Here is a 19,961-nt window from a genome sequence, read left to right on the forward strand (position 1 = left end):
CAGGGTTTCACACGCCGCCGACGTGGTGGCACGGCGCTCAGAGAGTGTCAGTGAAATCCTGGCCGGGCGCGTTGTCGCCGGCGGTGTCGGATTTCTCCGCGACCGGAGCCTTGGACTTGGACTTACGTCCGAACAATCCACTCGATTCGGCCTTGGGTTTGGTCGGATTGTCGAAAGCCTCGTTCAGATCGGACGGAGCCGAGATGGAGGAAGCTTCCTCGTCGGACAGTGCGCCCCAGTCTTCACCGGCTCGCTTGGCCTTACGTTTATCGTTGAGGCGAGCGATCTGGACCGCGACCTCGAAGAGAAGCGTCAGAGCCAGCGCGAGCGCCAACATCGAGAACGGATCCGACCCTGGCGTGGCAACTGCAGCGAATACGAAGAGCCCGAAGATCAATCCTCGACGCCAGGCCTTCAAACGCTCGTACGTCAGAATGCCGGCAAAGTTCAACACGACGACGAGCAGTGGAATTTCGAAGCTGACGCCGAAGATGAGCAGCAGATTGATGATGAAGCCGAAGTACTCCGAACCACTGAGCGCGGTGATCTGGACGTTGTCACCGATGGTCAGGAGGAAGTGCAAAGCCTTCGCCACGACGAGGTACGCCAGGATTGCGCCGAGAATGAAGAGAGCGGCACCTGCGGTGACGAATCCGACCGCGTAGCGACGCTCTTTGGCGTAGAGGCCCGGGGTGATGAATGCCCACAATTGGTAAAGCCACACCGGGCAGGCAAGAACGATGCCGGCGGTGAGCGCCACTTTGAATCGCAGCATGAACTGCTCGAACGGCCCGGTCGCCAGCAATCGGCACGCGTCGTCGGTGCTGAGGTTGGCGCGACTCTCGGACGGAAGCTCACAGTACGGTCCGCGAAGCAGATCGCCCAGACTTTCGAGACCGAGTATCGAGTGTGAATACCAGAAGAAGCCGAACGCCGTGGTGATGATCACGCCGAGGAATGCGAACAACAAACGAGTCCGCAATTCGTACAGGTGGTCGACCAACGACATGGTGCCGTCTGGGTTGACCTTCCGCTTGCGGTTACGCGGGTCTAACGGAATACGCACTGTGCATCCTGGTCTTGGTCAGCAGACAACCGGGGTGAACGAATATTTCACCCCGGCTAGAACGCAGTGTGTACTAGAGCGGCTTGACTTCGGTCGGCTGCGCAACAGGTGCTGCTGCACCGTTTGCGACCACCGCGGTGTTGGCCGTCGGCAACTGTGCCGGAGCAGGCTGTGCGACCGGCGCGCTTGCGGGCGCCGCATCGTCGTTCTGCATTTCCTTGACTTCGCTCTTGAAGATGCGGAGGGAACGACCCAGACCGCGTGCTGCATCGGGAAGCTTCTTCGACCCGAACAGAATTACGACGACAACAGCGACAATCAGCCAATGCATCGGCTGCATTGCACCCATAACGACCTCCCATGATCAGATTCCTCGATGCTACCGGACACAACCGGCGCTCGGAGGTGCCAAAGCACTTACTTCAGCTACCTTTTACCTGTTTGTTTCCTGCGAACTCACTGAACGTGAAGTTTCCCGAAGTTTTACGAACCGATTACGTCATAGGCGTCGAGCGCCGCAACGGCTCGATCATGGACTTCGGAGACCAGTTCCGGCGGATGAAGGACCCGAACGCCCTCACCGAATCCCAACACCAGCCTTGCCATCCATTCAAGTGTTCCGAAACTCATCGTCGCCTCGACCGACCCGTCGTCGTTCACGTGCTCGACGTCCAACGGGTAGTAGTCGAGCATCCACACCCACTCTTTGGTGATGAACAACCGCGCTTCCGGAAGGGAACCGTCGCCGCTGAACAATTCGAGATTCGAATCCTCCTCGAGGGCCTGCGGCGGCGGGTCGGCGGGCTCGTCGAGTTGGACGGCGGCGTCGATCCGATCGAATCTGAACAACCGCACGCCCTCGGCTTGACGGCACCACGCCTGGAGGTAGCTGTAGTTGTCGACCAACACGATACGAACGGGGTCGACGATGCGCTCGGAGACCGCGTCGCGCGAGGCCGAGTAATACGTCAATCGCAGGGCGGTCTTGTCTGCGAGCGCGGCTCTGACCGTCGCTGCTATCGGGTCTTCGGCGATGTCCGGCGCCGGCGATGTGTCCCGGTCCTGACCGATGGCTCGTGCCGCGGCCGAGCCTGCTGCGTCCTCGATCTTCGCGATGGCACGCTGCGCCGAGGACGGATCGACCATGCCGGGCATTTCCACCAAGGACCGCAGGGCGATCAGCAACGCCGTCGCCTCCGTCGAGGTGAGGCGCAACGGGCGATCGATCCCGGCCGAGAACGTGACCTCGATACTTTCCTCGGAGAAGGACAGGTCGATGAGATCACCGGGACCGTAACCGGGCAGTCCGCACACCCACAGTTGATTGAGGTCGGTCATCAGTTGAGTGGTGCTGACACCGAGCTCCTCGGCGGCCTCGGCGGGACTGATGCCAGGATTTGCGATGAAGTACGGCACGAGGTTGAGCAGCCGTGCCAACCGCGACGACAGTCGATTGCTCATCAGTGGTCCCCCTGTCCATTGCCGGTGATCGGGCTCGCCGCGGCGGCGCGCAGCTTCGCGACGACCTCAGCACGCAAATCCGGTGGGTCCAGCACCAATGCGTCCAACCCGTGACCGGCGATCAACCGAGCGGTCCATTCCCAGGATCGGACGGGGATGGCCAGCACGCTGCCGTCGCGATCGGTCAACCGCCGTTCGGACGACGACGTCGCAAGCCGCCGAAGCTCATGGGCGCGGCCGTCTGCGACCCACACCGTAGCCGTCCCGGTCACGACGCCCGCACCGGTCACGCGATCGACGACCTCGCGAAGGTCGACACCTTCAGGTTTGTGAACCGAACCGGCCGGGCCGAACTCCCTGACGTCGTCACCGATCCGTGAGAGCCGGAAGGTCCTCACCGCATCACGGTCGACGTCGTGCCCGACCAGGTACCACTTGCCGTTGTGCGTGACGACGCCCCACGGCTCGACGGTGCGCTCGGTGAACGGTTCGTTCAATGCGCCGCGGTGCTGAAAATGAACTGCTCGGCCGGCGTCGACCGCTGCAAGAAGCTTGCCGAGCGCGGGCTCCGAACCGCGGGTGCGCGCGGGAATCGCGGTGACCGGGGCGGCACTGACTTCTGAGTCGACCTGGACGCCGGCCGCTCGGAGTTTGAGTAGTGCACTCTGGGCTGCCGAAATCAGTTCCGGCGACTCCCACAACTGCACCGCGACGGCGACTGCAGCAGATTCCTCGCTGGTGAGGTCCACGTCCGGAAGCTCGTAGGCATCGCGATTGATCCGATACCCCTCGACGGTCGAGAACCGTCCTGCCAGACCGGTTTCCAACGGGACACCCAGGTCACGAAGTTCGTTCTTGTCGCGCTCGAACATCCGACTGAACGCTTCGTAGTTCGCGGAATCGTTGTACCCGGCCACACTGTCACGGATTTTCTCCGCCGTGAGGAACTGTCTGGTGGACAGCAATGCGATCACCAGGTTCATCAACCGCTCGATTTTTGATGTCGCCACGCCGAAATCCTAGTGGCTATCCGATAACCGAACGCGCGCCGGACACTTTCGTGCCCGGCGCGTCGCCGCAAAACAGACCTGCCGTCTTGTACATCTCGAAATTGAGTGACCTACATCGAAGCGATCAAACGCTCGACACGCTCGTCGACGGAGCGGAACGGGTCCTTGCACAGCACCGTTCTCTGCGCCTGATCGTTGAGCTTGAGGTGAACCCAGTCGACTGTGAAGTCCCGGCCTGCTGCCTGGGCTGCGGTGATGAAGTCGCCCCGCAATTTGGCGCGCGTGGTCTGCGGCGGATTCTCGACGGCGTCGTCGATCGTTTCGTCCTCGGTGACCCGCTTGACCAAGCCCTTGCGCTGGAGAACGTCGAAGACACCCCGGCCGCGTTTGATGTCGTGGTACGCCAAGTCGAGCTGCGCGATCTTGGGATCGGACAGGTCGAAACCGTGACGGTCCTGGTAGCGCTGGAACAGCTTGCGCTTGATGACCCAGTCGATCTCCGTGTCGACCTTCGCAAAATCCTGAGCTTCGACGGCGTCGAGGGTGCGACCCCACAGGTCGACTACCTGCTCCACCTGCGGGTCCGGTTCGCGGTTACGCAGATGTTCGACTGCCTTGGCGTGGTATTCGCGTTGAATATCGAGGGCACTGGCCTGACGTCCACCAGCAAGGCGAACCGGCTTTTTACCGGTCACGTCGTGACTGACCTCGCGGATGGCACGAATCGGGTTGTCCAGCGCGAAATCGCGGAACGACACCCCGGCTTCGATCATCTCGAGCACCAGTGCGGCAGAACCGACCTTGAGCATCGTCGTCGTTTCGGCCATGTTCGAATCGCCGACGATCACGTGCAGGCGGCGGTACTTCTCGGCGTCCGCGTGCGGTTCGTCGCGGGTGTTGATGATCGGACGCGAGCGAGTGGTAGCCGACGAGACGCCCTCCCAGATGTGTTCCGCGCGCTGCGAGAGGCAGAACGTCGCGGCCTTCGGAGTCTGCAGTACCTTTCCGGCGCCGCAGATCAACTGGCGCGTGACGAGGAACGGCAACAAGACATCCGAAATGCGGGAGAACTCACCGGCGCGCGCGACGAGAAAGTTCTCGTGGCAGCCGTACGAGTTTCCGGCCGAGTCGGTGTTGTTCTTGAAGAGATAGATGTCGCCACCAATACCCTCCTCGGCGAGTCTCGCCTCGGCGTCGATCAGCAGTTCTTCGAGCACACGCTCACCGGCACGGTCGTGATTGACCAGCTGGATGAGGCTGTCGCACTCGGCCGTCGCGTACTCCGGGTGCGAACCCACATCCAGGTACAAGCGAGCTCCGTTACGGAGGAAGACGTTGGAGCTGCGACCCCACGACACGACACGACGGAAGAGGTAACGAGCAACCTCGTCGGGGCTCAGTCTCCTGTGCCCGTGAAAGGTGCAGGTAACGCCGAATTCCGTCTCGATACCCATGATTCGTCTCTGCACACTTCGACAGTACAACCAGAATGCGAGGTTCACCCGTGTACTTCGATCGCGTCGTAAGTCACGACTCGACAACGTCGGGCGGCAGCATAGTGTGACGGTGTGAGCCTTATTCGCCGAAAAGTTGTCCGAAGCGACGTCAAAGTCATGGAAAGCACTGGAGCACTGCGCCCTTCCGTGCTCGACCCGACCATGCGGTTTCTCTCCAGAGCCGCCGATCACGGCGTTTTGTGGATGGTTGTCGCCGCCTTGCTCGCGATGATCGGCGGGCGGCCCCGTAGGGCAGCAGCACGCGGGCTGCTCGCACTGGCCGGTTCCAGCGCGCTGGCCAACGGCATACTCAAGCCCCTCTTTCCACGCCGACGCCCACCGGCACGCGTCTGGCTGAGCCCGAAGCGAGGCGTCGACATTCCGACGTCGTCCTCGTTCCCCTCCGGACATTCGTCTTCGGCCGCGGCATTCACCGCGGCAGTGGCCATGGAGTCCCCGGTTGCTGGAGCTGCTCTCGCACCACTGGCCGCAGCAGTGGCGTACTCACGCGTTCATAACGGAGTCCACTGGCCGTCCGACGTCTTCGCAGGCCTCGCGGTCGGCGGTGCTATCGCTGCCGGCACGCGTCGTTGGTGGGCGGTGCGCGACGAAGAACCCGCCGAACTCGGACCCGAGTGCGTGGTTCCCGCGCTCCCGCGCGGAGAAGGCTTGTTGGTCTTCACCAATCCTGGTTCAGGCTCCGAGGACGACGGGATCGTGGAATCGATTCGAGAACTACTACCGGAAGCGATCGTCTACGAGTTCGACGCGGACATCGACTTCGACATGCAGATCGATGCCAAGATCCCCGAGCTCTCGCCGAGAGCGTTGGGTGTATGCGGCGGCGACGGAACAGTGGTCACGGTCGCGACCGCGGCGACAAAGCACGAGCTACCACTTGCGGTTTTTCCCGGCGGAACATTGAACCATTTCGCCCGCGACGTCGGGGCGGTGAATGTCGAGGAGACCGCACACGCAGTCGAGTCCGGTCAGGCGGCATTCGTCGACCACGCGGTGGTGCGCACGGATTCCGGAGTGACTGCACGGTTTCTCAACACAGCCAGCCTCGGTGGATACCCGGATGCTGTGCGCCTAAGGGAAAAATGGGAACCGCGTTTCGGTAAGTGGCCGGCCGCAGGAGCCGCGATGATCCGGGTTCTCGCAGCGGCGGAGCCGATGACGGTCACCATCGACGGGAAGCGGACCACAATCTGGATGCTGTTCGTCGGAAACGGGCGATACTCCCCCGCCGATCAGGTGCCGATGTCGCGTCCGGAGATGAACCGTGGACTACTCGACGTCCGCTATCTGCGCGCGGACAAGAAATTCTCGCGCTCACGTCTGCTGTTTGCGGCTGCCACAGGAACATTGGGCAGCTCGCGGGTCTACGTTCGCGAACTCGTCTCGTCGATGTCGGTCCGAGTCGCCGATTCACCCGTAGCCATCGCCACCGACGGTGAAGTGGTGGCAGACGCGCGCCGGTTCGATTTCGACACCGAACCGGGCGCGGTGGCCGTCTACCGAGTCACTCAGTAACTCCAGACCTGCAGTAACTCCCAGACCTACGGAGTATCTACGAGGGTGCGTCGCCGTTTGCCGGCGGCGCATCCTCGACTGCTGCCGGAGCTGGAAGCATCTCTTCCAAAACCGTTCCAGCGATCCGTTTGAACGCACGGCGTGGACGATTGCTGTCGAGTACGGCAACCTCGAGTGCACTCACATCGAGAGTTCGTGGTTCCGCCTCAGTGGTTCCGGCCGGTGCCGGGCCGCCCTTTTGGAGCGCCCCGACTGCAATCCGCACTGCGGATTCGAGGTCGAGGTCTCGCTGGTACGACTCGCGCATCGCCGTCACGATCGGTTCGGTCGTGCCGCCCATGACCACGAATTCCTGCTCGTCCGCGATGGATCCGTCGTACGTGATCCGGTAGAGCTGAGCCGGCGTACTGCTTCCGAAGCGACCGATCTCGGCAACACAGATCTCGACCTCGTACGGCTTGGGCTGCTCGGTGAAGATCGTTCCCAGGGTTTGTGCGTACGCATTGGCGAGCGAACGCCCGGTGACGTCCCGACGGTCGTACGAGTACCCACGCATGTCTGCGTGGACGATGCCCGCGCGGCGCAGATTCTCGAACTCGTTGTACTTGCCCACTGCCGCGAATCCGAGACGGTCGTACAGTTCGCTGACCTTGTGCAGAGCACGCGACGGATTCTCGGCGACAAAGAGCACTCCGTCGCAGTAGGTGAGAACGACGACGCTGCGCCCGCGGGCAATTCCCTTGCGCGCCAATTCCGAACGATCGCGCATGATCTGTTCGGCTGATGCGTAGTACGGCATCGTCATAGCGCAGACTCCCCTTCCGGACTCGCGGTCGCCGTGCGAGCCGCGACGATCTCCCGGGCGATCTCGGCAGCCCTGCTGGGCGACAACTCCACAGCGCCGGCCGAGGTGATGGTGACCGCCGTCGGATAGATCCCTCGTGTCAGATCAGGACCACCGGTAGCCGAATCGTCATCTGCCGCGTCGTAGAGCGCCTCGACGGCGAACCGAAGCGCGGTGTCCTCGTCGATTCCCGGTGAATACAGCTTCTTGAGCGCCGATTTCGCGAACAGGGAGCCGGATCCGACTGCGTGATAGCCCGCGCGCTCCTCGTATCGCCCACCGACGACGTCGTAGGAGACGATGCGACCGGCGGTGGACGGATCGACCGCGTCCAGGTCGTAACCCACGAGCAGTGGCACAACCGCCAAACCTTGCATCGCTGCTCCGAGATTTCCTCGAACCATCGACGAAAGTCGATTGGCCTTGCCGTCGAACGTGAGTGGGACGCCTTCGATCTTCTCGTAATGTTCGAGCTCGACCGCGAAGAGCCGGACCAGTTCGATTGCGATCCCGGCCGTACCGGCAATACCCGCAGCCGAGTAGTCGTCCGTGACGTACACCTTCTGCACGTCACGGCTGGCGATGAGATTGCCCATCGTCGCTCGGCGATCACCCGCGAGCAGAACACCACCCGCATAGCTGATCGCGACGATGGTGGTGCCGTGCGGAGCTACGTCTCCCCCGCCCATGACAACACCTCCTGTGTCGGCGAAGCGGTTCTGCGGAAGATGCTCCGGTGCATGCACCCGAAGGTATTCCGAGAATGACGACAGATTCGAGCCGAAGCTCAACCGTGTGTCCCCGTCTGTGATCCGGGGCGCGCGATCCACCGTCACTGGCCGCCCTTCTGGACGTAGGCACGGACGAAGTCCTCGGCGTTCTCTTCCAACACGTCGTCGATCTCGTCGAGCAGGTCGTCGGTTTCTGCAGCGAGCTTCTCGCGACGTTCCTGGCCGGCACTGCCGTCGCCACCAGTGGTTTCGTCGTCTTCGCCGCCACCGGCACGCTGCGTCTGTTCTTGAGCCATCGCCGTCGACCTCCTTGTGTGAAGGGAGCTCTCGCGAGCATCCTGTTCGGCCCAGCAGAGTCGGTAACTGATCCCGCTCGGACCTTCACCCTACCGAGCGGCACCGTCAGGTGTGGAGAGACGCGACGGCGAGCCGCATCGGCTGATTTCAGTGAGTGAGCTGATCAACCAGTTCCGCGGCGCTGTCCACGGAGTCGAGCAACGCTCCGACGTGCGCTTTGGTACCTCGAAGCGGCTCGAGGGTGGGGATACGGATCAACGATTCACCGCCGAGATCGAAGATGACCGAATCCCAGCTCGCGGCCGCGATATCGGCCCCGAATCGGCGTAGGCACTCGCCCCGGAAGTATGCGCGAGTGTCGGTGGGAGGGTTCGTGACCGCGTCGAGAACCTGCTGTTCGGTGACAAGCCGCTCCATGGAGCCGCGAGCAACCAGGCGGTTGTACAGGCCCTTGTCGAGTCGCACGTCGGAGTACTGCAGATCCACCAGATGCAATCGCGGCGCCGACCACGCGAGTCCCTCACGATTGCGGAACCCTTCGAGCAGACGCAGTTTGGCCGGCCAGTCGAGGATGTTCGCGCACTCCATGGGATCGCGCTCGAGGAGATCGAGAACCATCGCCCACTTGGCGACGATATCGTCCGCTCGCGGATCACGATCGGTCTCACGGTCGAGGAACTTCGAGACACGTTCGAGGTAAATGCGTTGCAGCGCAAGCCCTGTCAGTTCACGTCCGTCGGCCAGCGCAACGGTCTTGCGCAGAGTGGGGTCGTGACTGATGTGGTGGACGGCCGTGACCGGACGCGCCAGTTGCAGATCGGTGAGGTCGACACCTGCCTCGATCAGGTCGAGTACCAGCGCCGTTGTTCCAACCTTGAGGTACGTCGACATCTCCGCGAGGTTCGCGTCACCGATGATGACGTGCAGGCGGCGATACTTGTCCGCATCCGCGTGCGGTTCGTCGCGGGTGTTGATGATTCCGCGCTTGAGAGTGGTCTCGAGGCCTACTTCGACCTCGATGTAGTCGGATCGCTGCGAAAGCTGGAATCCGGCCTCGTCGCCGGACTGACCGAGACCCACACGACCGGAACCGCAGATCACCTGCCGGGACGCGAAAAACGGCGTCAATCCTGTCACGATCGAGGCGAACGGGGTCTCACGTGAGCAGAGGTAGTTCTCGTGCGTGCCGTACGAGGCGCCCTTGCCGTCGACGTTGTTCTTGTACAGCTGGAGCCGAGGCGCACCCGGCACGCTGGATGCGTGCCGCGCAGCCGCTTCCATGACGCGTTCGCCGGCCTTGTCCCAGATCACGGCGTCGAGCGGGTCGGCGACCTCGGGCGCCGAATACTCCGGATGTGCGTGGTCGACGTACAACCGTGCCCCGTTGGTGAGAATCATGTTCGCGGCGCCGATCTCGTCCGCGTCGATCACCGGCGCGGGACCGCTCATTCGCCCCAGATCGAAGCCTCGGGCATCTCGCAGCGGAGATTCGACCTCGTAATCCCAGCGTGTGCGCTTGGCCCGTGGCACGCCCGCTGCGGCGGCGTAGGCAAGCACCGCCTGGGTTGAAGTGAGAATCGGATTCGCCGACGGCTCACTGGGTGAAGATATTCCGTATTCGACCTCGACACCGATGATCCGCTGCATGACACAAGAGCCTATGTGATTGCGGCGCGGCACCCACAGGCGTGGCACAGTTGGAGGAATGCACCAACCTCTCACCGCAGACCTGAATCCCGCGGACGAGGTAGTCGCCGTGTACGACCGGACGGGTAATCCGATCGGCCGAGCACCACGTTCCGTCGTCTACTCGGGTGCGCTCTGGCACGCGAGTGCGGGCGTCCTGGTTCGTACCGGGGACGGCTCCCGCATCTACGTCCATCGCCGAACCGACACGAAAGCGGTGTTCGGGGGCTATCACGACTGTCTGGCCGGAGGTGTCGTCGATCCAGGTGAGACGCCGCAGGAAACTGCGATCCGTGAAGTCGGTGAAGAACTCGGAATCTTCGGAACGGCAGACCAGCCACTCCGACTGACGGAGATCGCTCGAAAATCCTGGGACGGCGAGTGGAACAACTCTCCGTTGCGCTGTCACCTGTTTGCGTTCGAACTCAGATACGACGGGCCGATGGCACATCAGCCCAGCGAGATCGCCGAAGGTTGGTGGTGGACGCCGAAAGAACTCGGCGCCCACCTGCAGGACCCGTCGTGGCCGTTCGTTCCGGACTCACGCGCGCTGCTGGCCGACTATTGCTGGAGCTGAACACCGCTGGGACTGAACACTGGTGGGACCTGTGATCAGCCCGGGGTGATCGCCGAGAGCCACGCAGCGAACGCGCTGGGGTTGCGGGTCTGCGCGAGAACGCGACCGGGTCCGGTGAAGTCGAAGACAAATCCTTCACCGGACTTCATCGACTGAATGGTGCGCCCCTGAACGGCGCGCCGCATGTTGAAATTCATGCCGAGGTCGTAGGCGACCACGTGACCGGTATCGATCGTGACTGTCTCGCCTGGCTGCAAGTCGATGACGTCGATCGCGCCGTAGACGGCCAGCACTACTTCACCGTCGCCACTTGCCCGCAGGCCGAAGCCTCCTTCACCGCCGAAGAGGTTGGACATGCCGCCCCACTTGGACTCGACCGTCACACCGTAGGAGTTGGCCAACCAGGTTCCACGGTTGAGGAAGAACGGGCGATCAGAGGTGATGGTCAGCGGGATCAGATCTCCGGGAAGCACACCAGTCACGTCGACCCAACCACCTTGCGGCGGAGCGGTATACGTCGTGACGAAAAATGATTCGCCGCTCAGCATCGACCGCTTGAGTCCCTGCAGGACGCCGCCCTGCGCCTTCGCTTCGAGAACTACGCCGGCAGAATGCGCGAGCATCGCCCCGCTCTCCACGCGCAGCGGTTCGCCGGGCGCGAGGTAGCAGCGAGCGACTGTGGACGACGGATTGTGTCGAAGATGTATCTGCACGGCGGGACTCTAAACCAGCGCGACCGACCGGTCCAATCGCAACGAAGTCAACGGCAGCGACGCAGAGATCGGGCCGACAACTCTCGCGGAGTGGCCGGCCCGATCGATGTTCGTTTCGTTACAGGTACTGGCCCGTGTTCGACTCCGTGTCGATCGCGCGGCTCGCACTGGCGTTCTTGCCCGTGACGAGAGTGCGGATGTAGACGATCCGCTCACCCTTCTTGCCCGAAATACGTGCCCAGTCATCAGGATTGGTGGTGTTGGGCAGATCCTCGTTCTCGGCGAACTCGTCGACGATGGAATCGAAGAGGTGCTGCACACGCAAGCCCGGAGCACCGGTGTCGAGCACAGACTTGATCGCGTACTTCTTGGCGCGGTCGACGATGTTCTGGATCATCGCCCCCGAGTTGAAGTCCTTGAAGAACAGAACTTCCTTGTCGCCGTTGGCGTACGTGACCTCGAGGAAACGATTCTCTTCGCTCTCCGCGTACATGCGATCGACGACGCGAACGATCATCGCCTTCAAGCATGCAGTGCGATCTCCACCGAACTCGGCGAGGTCGTCTGCATTGATCGGCAGACCGTCCACCAGGTACTTCGAGAAGATGTCCTGAGCGGATTCCGCGTCGGGGCGCTCGATCTTGATCTTCACGTCCAGTCGGCCGGGACGCAGGATGGCCGGGTCGATCATGTCCTCACGGTTGGAAGCGCCGATGACGATGACGTTCTCGAGCCCTTCCACACCGTCGATCTCGCTGAGCAGCTGCGGAACGACCGTTGTCTCCACGTCGGAGGAGACTCCCGAACCACGGGTACGGAAGATCGAGTCCATCTCGTCGAAGAAGACGATCACCGGAGTGCCCTCGGACGCCTTCTCACGAGCACGCTGGAAGATCATCCGGATGTGACGCTCGGTTTCGCCGACGAACTTGTTCAGAAGTTCCGGGCCCTTGATGTTCAGGAAGTAGGACTTGGCGTCCTTGCTGTCCTGACCGCGGGCTTCGGCGATCTTCTTGGCCAACGAGTTGGCGACGGCCTTGGCGATGAGCGTCTTGCCGCAACCAGGCGGACCGTAGAGCAGTACACCCTTCGGCGGCCTCAGTGAGTACTCGTGGAACAGATCCTTGTGGAGGAACGGGAGTTCGACGGCATCACGGATCTGTTCGATCTGACGCCCGAGACCACCGATGTCGTCGTAGTGAACGTCCGGAACTTCTTCGAGAACAAGATCTTCGACCTCGGCCTTCGGGATGCGCTCGAAGGCGTACCCGGCCTTGGTGTCGACGAGCAACGAGTCGCCCGGACGCAGTTTCCTGGTCGGAGAATCGGCGTCGTACGCGATGATGTCGGCTTCGGGGTCGGCGAAGACGGCTGCCAACGGCGCTGCGAGCCAGACGATGCGCTCTTCGTCGGCATGGCCGACCACCAGTGCGCGCAAGCCGTCGTCGAGTACCTCACGGAGCGTGCTGATCTCACCGACCTGCTCGTAGGTGCCGGCCTCGACGATGGTGAGTGCCTCGTTGAGGCGAACCGTCTGCCCGAGGGCGAGGGTGTCCGTGTCGATGTTCGGTGAGCACGTCAACCGCATCTTGCGACCCGACGTGAACACGTCGACGGTCTTGTCCTCGTGTACCGAGAGAAGGACTCCGTAACCGCTCGGCGGTTGACCGAGTCTGTCGACTTCTTCACGAAGCGCGATGAGCTGCTGACGGGCCTCTTTGAGGGTGTCCATCAACTTGCTGTTTCGGATGGACAACGAGTCCACCTTCGACTCCAGCTCACGCACCTGCTCCGGCGATTGTGCAAGTTGTCGGCGCAGTACTTGTGCTTCCACTCGTAGCGCGTGGAGTTCTTCTGCTGCCGCAACCGAATCCGGGTTCTCTGTCGAGCTCATGTGCGTCTCCTCCCAGTGCGATCCATCAACGCTACCGGCATAAGGCCCCAACTGTCGCCAGACACGGTGCGCGAGTGCGAATTCACACTTGCGCGCGGACCGTGCCGACTGGTCTCGAGCCAGAATTTGGTCATGTTAGCCTTGCCTACAAGATGGAGACAGCGCCTGTCTCTCTTTACAACGAAAGGTAACGCTGTGATCATCCGCAAGACTCTCATCAGCGCTTGTGCTGTCGCTGCCGTCCTGACCATGGGTGCATGCAGCTCGAACGACAACAAGGATTCGACGGCTGCAAGTTCGACTTCCGCCGCCGCCTCGAGCACCACGGCCAAGGCCTCGGCTTCCGCCACGACGTCAGCTGCCGCTGCCGCAGCGGCTCCGACGGCCGAGGAGCTCAACGCTTCGCTCGTCGCTCTGATCGATCCGGCCAAGCCGATCGAGGAGAAGACCGCTCTGGTGGTCGACGGAACCAAGCGTCAGGCCAACATCGAGACGATGAGTGCTGCGCTGGGCGGTAACCCTGCCTACGCGATCACGTTCAACGTGGACAACGTCAAGGTCGATGGTCAGACCGCAACCGCAGACGTCGCCGTCGTCAGCCCGCACGGCGCCGCCCCGGCCACCCCGTGGACCTGGGAGCTCGAAGACGGCTCCTGGAAGCTGTCCGACACCTCGGCATGCGTGCTCCTGGAAATGGGCCGCGCTTCCTGCACCGCATAACTTCCAGCTACTACAAGAGCGGCGATCCGGATACCGGATCGCCGCTCTTGTTGTTTTCGTGTGACTACTTGGCCGCGGTGTTCGAGCCCTTGCCCGCACGCCGCTGCGGCTTCGGGGTGACAGTTCCTTCGGCGAGACGACGAGCGCTCACGAGGAACGCGGTGTGGCCCTGCATCCGATGTTCGGGGCGCACCGCCAATCCGACGACGTGCCAACCGCGCACGATCGATTCCCACGAGCGGGGCTCGGTCCAGCATTCTTGCTCCCGCATCGCCTCGACGACCTTCGAGAGCTGAGTAACGGTCGCGACGTAGACGATCAACACGCCGCCCGGCACGAGTGCCTTCGAGACGGCGGGCAGGACGTCCCACGGGGCCAGCATGTCGAGGACGACGCGATCGACCTTGCCTCCGTGCGCTTCCGGATCGAACTCGGCGAGATCGGCGATGGTCAGTTCCCAGTTCGGCGGACGTTCCCCGAAGAAGGTCTCGACGTTGCGAACCGCATGTTCGGCATGATCGTCGCGGACCTCGTAGGAGATGACCTTGCCCTCGGGTCCGACGGCACGCAGCAGCGAGCATGTCAGTGCGCCGGAGCCGGCTCCGGCCTCGAGCACGCGTGCTCCTGGGAACACGTCGCCTTCGTGGACGATCTGAGCTGCGTCCTTCGGGTAGATGACCTGGGCACCGCGCGGCATGGACAGCACGTAGTCCACCAGCAGGGGGCGCAGTGCGAGATAGGGCGTGCCGTTGACCGACTTGACGACGCTGCCCTCGTCGGCACCGATCAGATCGTTGTGAACGATTCCGCCCTTGTGGGTGTGGTATTCGCGGTTCGCCTCGAGAACGATCGTGTAGTGGCGTCCCTTGCCGTCGGTCAGCTGTACTCGGTCGCCGACGCGGAACGGACCTGACGGCCGCTTGCCCGGCGCAGTGAGATCAGCTTCTGGAAGGTCTTGTTCGGGAATCTCGGCGACAGCGGACTGCGCAACCTCATCCACTTCGGTCGTGCCTTCTTCTGGTTGCAGCTCGTTCGCCATGCGCAGATGATCCCTGTTCGCTTGTTTCCGGTGTCCTCGCCACCGGCTCCGACGGAGTTGTCGGACCAACCGCATAGCCTGCCAGGTGTGAGCTCTGTCGAATTGCCAACCCCCACTCCAACGGGTGCAACATCACACGAGCGCCCGCGTAGTCGGCCGGCGCTCTCTCCGTCTCGGGCGGGTGACTACAAACAATGCCCCCTGCTCTATCGCTTCCGAGCAGTCGACAGAATTCCGGAAACGCCAACCAGAGCCCAGGTCAGAGGCACCGTCGTACACGCGGCACTGGAAGCACTGTTTGCACTCCCGACCGGTCACCGGGTTCCCGATCGCGCAGCCGAACTCGTCCGTCCCGCGTGGGAACGTGTCAGTGCCGAGTCTCCCGAGGCCGCTGACCTTGTTCCGGAGGGCGAGCTGGATTCGTTCCTCGACGAAGTCGGCAAGCTCGTCGCGACGTACTACACGCTCGAAGATCCCACTCGATTCGATGCCGAGGCGTGCGAGGTCTACGTCGAGACCGAATTGGAGAACGGCGTTCGACTCCGCGGCTTCGTCGACCGGATAGACGTTGCACCGACGGGTGAGGTGCGGGTGGTCGACTACAAGACCGGAAAAGCGCCTCGCGAGTTCACCGAATCCAAGGCGCTCTTCCAGATGAAGTTCTACGCGCTCGTACTGCTGCGCACTCGCGGAATCGTTCCCGCACAACTGCGCCTGATCTATCTGGCCTCCGGCTCGATTCTCACGTACGCCCCGGATCACGACGAGCTCATCCGATTCGAGCGAACCCTCTCCGCCATCTGGAAAGCGATCCTCGCAGCAGGTGCGACCGGAGACTTCAGACCCAAGCCTGGCAAACTGTGCGACTGGTGCGATCACAAGTCACTGTGCCCCTCGTTCGGCGGAACACCTCCGCCGTATCCAGGTTGGCCGGACCTGCTGAGCACCGAACCTGTTGCCGCAAAGGAGAATTCATAACATGACGGACAGTTCGTACTACCGCTACCTCGGAACGACGGAGGAAGGGCACGAGCGGTTCGCGAGCACGCAGGCAACTGTCAGCATCTGGGGCCCGACACTGCAGCACGGCGCTCCCCCGTCGGCGCTGTTGGTACGAGCCCTCGAGCGGTGCGGTGCGCGCGACGAAAGCCGTCTGACGCGCGTCGTCGTCGAGATTCTCGGACCGATTCCGATTGCCGACCTCGAAGTCCGGTCCTGGATCGAACGACCCGGTCGCCGAATCGAATTGATCGTCGCCGAACTGTGGGCAACCACCGCCGACGGATCTGCACGCGCGGTTGCGCGCGGTACGGCGTGGCGGATGGAGACGGTGGATACCGGCGACGTCGTCCACGTAGTCGATCCCCCGCTCGAACCCCGCGACAGCGGCACCCCGGGCGTTCTCGAGGGTCTGTGGAGCGTCGGCTATCTCAAGACCCTCGACTGGTCCTGGATTGCTCCGATCGGGTGCGTGGGAACCGGCAAGGTATGGGCGCGCCCCAAGCCAGAGCTGGTCGAGGGTGAGAAGATGTCTGCTCTCGAGCGTTTGTTCGCGGTGGCCGACATCTCAAACGGGGTCGGCGCCAAGCTCGACCCGGAGCACTGGACGTTTCTCAACACAGATCTCACGGTGCATATCTTCCGTGTGCCCGAGGGAGAGTGGGTCGGTGTCGCCGCCGAAACCACAACGGGTCCGGACGGCGTCGGCATGTGTGCGGGCGTGCTCTACGACGAGCAGGGTGCCGTGGGCCGTATCGCCCAGACTTTGCAGATTCGCGCCCGTTCCTGATTTCCAGGAACGGGCGCGAATGCGCGTAAATCTATTCAGGCAGTGATCAGAAAGCGCGTACCGAGCGGATGTTCGACGCGAGGATGGCCTTGGCACCGAGTTCGGCCAAGGCATCCATCACCTGGTTGTGTCCCTTGATCGGGACCATCGCGCGAACCGCGACCCAGTCGGGATCGGCCAACGGTGAGAGGGTCGGCGATTCCATACCGGGAGTCATCTTGATGGCGTCGTCGAGGATGGTGCGCGGGCAGTCGTAGTCGATCATCAGATTCTGCTGCGCGAAGACAATTCCGCGTACGCGTTCGATGAGCTGGTTGCGGGCGGGATCGTCCTGCGGAGCGCCGGTGCGCTCGATCAGGACACCTTCGGAATCGCAGAGCGATTCACCGAAAGCCACGAGGTTGTGTTGGCGGAGAGTACGACCCGATCCGACCACGTCGGCGATCGCGTCGGCGACGCCGAGCTGAATCGAGATTTCCACTGCTCCGTCGAGACGGATGACGGTGGCGTCGAGTCCGCGATCTGTGAGGTCCTTACGGACCAGGTTCGGGTACGACGTTGCAATGCGCAGGCCGGACAGATCCTCGACGGCCCAGTCCTTGCCGGCCGGTGCTGCGTAACGGAACGACGAACGGCCGAAGCCCAGTGACAGACGCTCGGATACGGGAGCACCCGAGTCGCCGGCGAGATCACGACCGGTGATGCCGAGATCCAGCTCACCGGAGCCGACGTAGATCGCAATGTCCTTGGGGCGCAAGAAGAAAAACTCGACCTGATTGGCCGGATCGAGGACTGTCAGATCACGGGAATCGGTGCGTCGACGGTAACCGGCCTCGCTGAGAATCTCGGCGGCGGACTCGGACAGTGAGCCTTTGTTGGGAACTGCTACGCGCAGCATGGTGGATGTCCTTTCGGAAGGTGTGGGTGACGTGAGACGACGTGAATCGGAAGCCCTGGACGAGCGAGACGGAGTACATCTCGCTGGTCAGCTCCGATCACAGATGTCGGTACACGTCCTCGAGGGTCAGTCCGCGACCGACCATCAACACCTGCGTCCAGTACAGCAGCTGGGAAATTTCCTCGGCTAGCTGCTCATCGCTCTGGTATTCCGCAGCGATCCACACTTCACCGGCTTCCTCGATGACCTTTTTGCCCTGAGCATGCACACCGGCGTCGAGGGCGGCGACAGTGCCGGACCCCTCGGGGCGAGTAGCAGCGCGCTCGGTCAATTCGGCGAACAAGGATTCGAAGGTCTTCACGGGTAGCCATTCTTTCACGAGGACGGAAGCGGTTTTCACACGCCCACGAACAGCGGTGTTCACAGGCCTGCGTCGAGGCTGCGCGAACTCACGAACCTGCGGGTCTGCCCGGTGATCGGATCCGGGTACTCCAACGCTCGCGCCAACAATCGCAACGGAGTCGAGAAGTCACCGGGCACTGCGGGCAGATACTCCGGATAGTAGTTGTCACCGACGATCGGGACGCCCAGCGAGTTGAGGTGCAGCCGAAGCTGATGGGTCCGGCCGGTCCGTGGGAGCAACCTGTATCGCCCGAGCGTCCGGCCGGCCGAGTCGGTGATCACCTCGATCAGTTCGATCGAGGTCTCACTGTTCGGTTCGCCCGCGATTTCGGTAGCCGTCATCTCGCCGTGAACTTTGTTGATGCGGCTGCGCACCGTGCGAGGGAAAGTCAGTTCCGAATCGAAGCCCGCAATCGCCTCGTACTCCTTGACGATCCGCTGCTCGGCAAAAAGTTCCTGGTACGGCCGTCGTAGGTCCGGTGTCACGGTGAACACGATGACACCCGCCGTCATCCGGTCGAGGCGGTGAACTGGCGCAAGATCCGGAAGGTCCAGGTCACGACGCAGGCGCACGACTGCGCTTTCGACGATGTGCGCTCCCCGTGGAATGGTCGCCAGGAAGTGCGGTTTGTCGATCACGAGAATCGAGTCGTCGCGGTACAAGATCTCGATCTCGTGCGGAACCGGAATCTCGGGGGCCGGCTCGCGGTAGAAGTACACGAACCGGGTCGGCTGATAGGGCGTTCGGCTCGTGATCTTCCGCCCGTGCTCGTCGACGACGTCCCCGGCGCTGACGAGGTCCGCCCACAGGTCCCGCTCCCCGGGATGCTCGCCGACCAGGTGCTCGAGGACGGTCCGCGCCGACGACTCCGCCGGCATCCGCAGCCGGTCAGGTCCGAGACCGTTTCGGATCGGCAACGGAGCCTTGGGCACAGCTCAGTCCTGCTCGAGGTCTGGTGAACAACTCTCGCAGAGCAATTCGAGGGTTCGGCCGTCGCCGTCGATCCGGTTGCGGTACCGCGGGGTCGGAGTACCACAATCGACACACACGCCGAGTGTCTTGGCTTCGGATGAGAACTCGATGTTCATCCGCTTGTCGAACACGTACAGGGAACCGTCCCAGAGGCCGCGGTCGCCGAAAGTCTCGCCGTAACGGACGATTCCGCCGTCCAACTGATAGACCTCGTCGAAGCCACGTGAGCGCATCAGCGAAGACAACACCTCACAGCGCACTCCGCCGGTGCAGTACGTGACCACGGCTTTGCCCTTGAGATGGTCGTATTTGCCACTGTCGAGTTCGTTGACGAAATCCCGAGTGGTGGCGACGTCCGGAACTATCGCATCTCGGAAACGGCCGATCTCGGCTTCGAAGGCATTGCGCCCGTCGAAGAACACGACGTCGTCACCGCGAGTGTCGACGAGTTCGTGTAGTTCCTTGGGCACCAGGTGAACTCCTCCGCCGACCACACCGTTCTCGTCGACTTTCAGCTCGTCGGGGGCACCGAACGTCACGATCTCCGAGCGTGCCTTGACACTCAGACGAGGGAAATCGTTCCCGAGGCCGTCCGACCACTTGATGTCAGCGGTACGGAAGGGTTCGTAACCACGCGTACCACGGACATATCGCTTGACATCCTCGATGTCTCCGCCGACCGTCGCGTTGATCCCGTGCGGCGAGACGATGATCCGGCCCGTCAGGTTGTTGGACTCGGCCAGGCTGTGCTGCCACAGCTTGATCGCTTCCGGGTCCGCCAACGGCGTGAACTGGTAGAAGAGAACAATTTTCGGAATAGCCACAGCAA

The 19,961-nt window shown here is 62.5% G+C and carries 21 protein-coding genes; 5 read left to right on the forward strand and 16 right to left on the reverse strand.

The window, feature by feature from the left end:
* Positions 1 to 37: 37 nt before the first annotated feature.
* The 5 genes from tatC to pafA all read right to left on the reverse strand — a co-directional run bounded on the left by tatC (position 38) and on the right by pafA (position 5,006).
* A complete protein-coding gene (tatC, locus tag BH682_RS14905; RefSeq protein WP_003945030.1) occupies positions 38 to 1,066 on the reverse strand; it encodes a twin-arginine translocase subunit TatC in 1,029 nt (342 codons plus the stop codon).
* A gap of 73 nt (positions 1,067 to 1,139) precedes the next feature.
* Complete coding sequence (gene tatA, locus BH682_RS14910; RefSeq protein WP_003944836.1) at positions 1,140 to 1,415, reverse strand: Sec-independent protein translocase subunit TatA; 276 nt, start codon at positions 1,413 to 1,415, stop codon at positions 1,140 to 1,142.
* A gap of 134 nt (positions 1,416 to 1,549) precedes the next feature.
* Positions 1,550 to 2,527 carry a helix-turn-helix transcriptional regulator gene (locus BH682_RS14915; RefSeq protein ID WP_030536343.1) on the reverse strand — a complete coding sequence of 326 codons (978 nt, stop codon included), beginning with the start codon at positions 2,525 to 2,527 and terminating at the stop codon, positions 1,550 to 1,552.
* Positions 2,527 to 3,537, reverse strand: a complete 1,011-nt coding sequence (locus BH682_RS14920; protein ID WP_075833228.1) for a helix-turn-helix transcriptional regulator — start codon at positions 3,535 to 3,537, stop codon at positions 2,527 to 2,529. Before BH682_RS14920 ends, BH682_RS14915 begins: the two co-directional genes overlap by 1 nt.
* A gap of 110 nt (positions 3,538 to 3,647) precedes the next feature.
* Positions 3,648 to 5,006: a Pup--protein ligase gene (pafA, locus tag BH682_RS14925; protein ID WP_007729869.1), complete on the reverse strand. Its 1,359-nt coding sequence runs from the start codon at positions 5,004 to 5,006 to the stop codon at positions 3,648 to 3,650.
* Between the two features lie 144 nt (positions 5,007 to 5,150).
* Here pafA and BH682_RS14930 point away from each other — a divergent pair, with 144 nt between their 5' ends.
* Positions 5,151 to 6,569 (forward strand): bifunctional phosphatase PAP2/diacylglycerol kinase family protein, encoded by a 1,419-nt coding sequence (locus BH682_RS14930; protein WP_190287614.1) that lies wholly within the window; start codon positions 5,151 to 5,153, stop codon positions 6,567 to 6,569.
* 37 nt (positions 6,570 to 6,606) lie between these two features.
* On the opposite strand, the gene prcA is transcribed toward BH682_RS14930, so the two are convergent.
* The 4 genes from prcA to dop form a co-directional block, all read right to left on the reverse strand.
* Positions 6,607 to 7,374 (reverse strand): proteasome subunit alpha, encoded by a 768-nt coding sequence (gene prcA / locus BH682_RS14935; protein ID WP_075833232.1) that lies wholly within the window; start codon positions 7,372 to 7,374, stop codon positions 6,607 to 6,609.
* Complete coding sequence (gene prcB, locus BH682_RS14940) at positions 7,371 to 8,249, reverse strand: proteasome subunit beta (protein ID WP_030536341.1); 879 nt, start codon at positions 8,247 to 8,249, stop codon at positions 7,371 to 7,373. Before prcB ends, prcA begins: the two co-directional genes overlap by 4 nt.
* Positions 8,246 to 8,440, reverse strand: coding sequence for a ubiquitin-like protein Pup (locus tag BH682_RS14945; RefSeq protein ID WP_003944925.1), 195 nt, complete (start codon positions 8,438 to 8,440; stop codon positions 8,246 to 8,248). The genes prcB and BH682_RS14945 overlap by 4 nt, the downstream gene beginning before the upstream one ends.
* A 148-nt stretch (positions 8,441 to 8,588) precedes the next feature.
* Positions 8,589 to 10,088 (reverse strand): depupylase/deamidase Dop, encoded by a 1,500-nt coding sequence (gene dop / locus BH682_RS14950; RefSeq protein ID WP_003944852.1) that lies wholly within the window; start codon positions 10,086 to 10,088, stop codon positions 8,589 to 8,591.
* A 58-nt stretch (positions 10,089 to 10,146) separates the two neighbouring features.
* Here dop and BH682_RS14955 point away from each other — a divergent pair, with 58 nt between their 5' ends.
* Entirely contained in the window at positions 10,147 to 10,704 is a 558-nt protein-coding gene (locus tag BH682_RS14955; RefSeq protein ID WP_075833234.1) for an NUDIX hydrolase, read from the forward strand.
* Between the two features lie 35 nt (positions 10,705 to 10,739).
* Here BH682_RS14955 and BH682_RS14960 read toward each other — a convergent pair whose 3' ends face one another.
* Together BH682_RS14960 and arc are read right to left on the reverse strand one after the other, a co-directional pair.
* Entirely contained in the window at positions 10,740 to 11,417 is a 678-nt protein-coding gene (locus tag BH682_RS14960) for a TIGR00266 family protein (protein ID WP_003944961.1), read from the reverse strand.
* A gap of 118 nt (positions 11,418 to 11,535) precedes the next feature.
* Positions 11,536 to 13,311: a proteasome ATPase gene (gene arc, locus BH682_RS14965; protein WP_003944870.1), complete on the reverse strand. Its 1,776-nt coding sequence runs from the start codon at positions 13,309 to 13,311 to the stop codon at positions 11,536 to 11,538.
* Between the two features lie 195 nt (positions 13,312 to 13,506).
* Here arc and BH682_RS14970 point away from each other — a divergent pair, with 195 nt between their 5' ends.
* Positions 13,507 to 14,031: a hypothetical protein gene (locus BH682_RS14970; RefSeq protein ID WP_075833235.1), complete on the forward strand. Its 525-nt coding sequence runs from the start codon at positions 13,507 to 13,509 to the stop codon at positions 14,029 to 14,031.
* 64 nt (positions 14,032 to 14,095) lie between these two features.
* On the opposite strand, the gene BH682_RS14975 is transcribed toward BH682_RS14970, so the two are convergent.
* The gene (locus tag BH682_RS14975; RefSeq protein ID WP_223304531.1) at positions 14,096 to 15,070 is read right to left on the reverse strand and encodes a tRNA (adenine-N1)-methyltransferase; all 975 of its coding nucleotides are present in this window, start codon (positions 15,068 to 15,070) and stop codon (positions 14,096 to 14,098) included.
* Between the two features lie 87 nt (positions 15,071 to 15,157).
* On the opposite strand from BH682_RS14975, the gene BH682_RS14980 reads away from it, so the two are divergent.
* Together BH682_RS14980 and BH682_RS14985 are read left to right on the forward strand one after the other, a co-directional pair.
* On the forward strand, positions 15,158 to 16,048 hold the full coding sequence (locus BH682_RS14980) for a RecB family exonuclease (protein ID WP_370852750.1): 891 nt from the start codon (positions 15,158 to 15,160) through the stop codon (positions 16,046 to 16,048).
* Between the two features lies 1 nt (position 16,049).
* Complete coding sequence (locus BH682_RS14985) at positions 16,050 to 16,859, forward strand: thioesterase family protein (RefSeq protein WP_075833237.1); 810 nt, start codon at positions 16,050 to 16,052, stop codon at positions 16,857 to 16,859.
* 46 nt (positions 16,860 to 16,905) lie between these two features.
* On the opposite strand, the gene hisG is transcribed toward BH682_RS14985, so the two are convergent.
* From hisG to trhO, 4 genes are all read right to left on the reverse strand, one after another.
* Positions 16,906 to 17,757: an ATP phosphoribosyltransferase gene (gene hisG / locus BH682_RS14990; protein WP_003944905.1), complete on the reverse strand. Its 852-nt coding sequence runs from the start codon at positions 17,755 to 17,757 to the stop codon at positions 16,906 to 16,908.
* 97 nt (positions 17,758 to 17,854) lie between these two features.
* Positions 17,855 to 18,118, reverse strand: coding sequence for a phosphoribosyl-ATP diphosphatase (locus tag BH682_RS14995; protein ID WP_003944933.1), 264 nt, complete (start codon positions 18,116 to 18,118; stop codon positions 17,855 to 17,857).
* 59 nt (positions 18,119 to 18,177) lie between these two features.
* Complete coding sequence (locus BH682_RS15000) at positions 18,178 to 19,038, reverse strand: pseudouridine synthase (RefSeq protein ID WP_075835288.1); 861 nt, start codon at positions 19,036 to 19,038, stop codon at positions 18,178 to 18,180.
* Between the two features lie 57 nt (positions 19,039 to 19,095).
* Positions 19,096 to 19,956: an oxygen-dependent tRNA uridine(34) hydroxylase TrhO gene (trhO, locus tag BH682_RS15005; RefSeq protein ID WP_042450983.1), complete on the reverse strand. Its 861-nt coding sequence runs from the start codon at positions 19,954 to 19,956 to the stop codon at positions 19,096 to 19,098.
* Positions 19,957 to 19,961 lie beyond the last annotated feature (5 nt).

Origin of the sequence: Rhodococcus sp. YL-1 (assembly GCF_001942025.1) — a bacterium.
In the GTDB taxonomy this organism is placed as follows: domain Bacteria; phylum Actinomycetota; class Actinomycetes; order Mycobacteriales; family Mycobacteriaceae; genus Rhodococcus_F; species Rhodococcus_F qingshengii.

Coding starts and splice junctions, on each gene's coding strand:
- tatA (WP_003944836.1), bottom strand. CDS start 1,415: ATGGGTGCAATGCAGCCGATGCATTGGCTGATTGTCGCTGTTGTCGTC.
- BH682_RS14915 (WP_030536343.1), bottom strand. CDS start 2,527: ATGAGCAATCGACTGTCGTCGCGGTTGGCACGGCTGCTCAACCTCGTG.
- BH682_RS14930 (WP_190287614.1), top strand. CDS start 5,151: ATGGAAAGCACTGGAGCACTGCGCCCTTCCGTGCTCGACCCGACCATG.
- prcA (WP_075833232.1), bottom strand. CDS start 7,374: ATGACGATGCCGTACTACGCATCAGCCGAACAGATCATGCGCGATCGT.
- BH682_RS14945 (WP_003944925.1), bottom strand. CDS start 8,440: ATGGCTCAAGAACAGACGCAGCGTGCCGGTGGCGGCGAAGACGACGAA.
- dop (WP_003944852.1), bottom strand. CDS start 10,088: ATGCAGCGGATCATCGGTGTCGAGGTCGAATACGGAATATCTTCACCC.
- BH682_RS14955 (WP_075833234.1), top strand. CDS start 10,147: ATGCACCAACCTCTCACCGCAGACCTGAATCCCGCGGACGAGGTAGTC.
- arc (WP_003944870.1), bottom strand. CDS start 13,311: ATGAGCTCGACAGAGAACCCGGATTCGGTTGCGGCAGCAGAAGAACTC.
- BH682_RS14975 (WP_223304531.1), bottom strand. CDS start 15,070: ATGGCGAACGAGCTGCAACCAGAAGAAGGCACGACCGAAGTGGATGAG.
- BH682_RS14985 (WP_075833237.1), top strand. CDS start 16,050: ATGACGGACAGTTCGTACTACCGCTACCTCGGAACGACGGAGGAAGGG.
- hisG (WP_003944905.1), bottom strand. CDS start 17,757: ATGCTGCGCGTAGCAGTTCCCAACAAAGGCTCACTGTCCGAGTCCGCC.
- BH682_RS15000 (WP_075835288.1), bottom strand. CDS start 19,038: ATGCCGGCGGAGTCGTCGGCGCGGACCGTCCTCGAGCACCTGGTCGGC.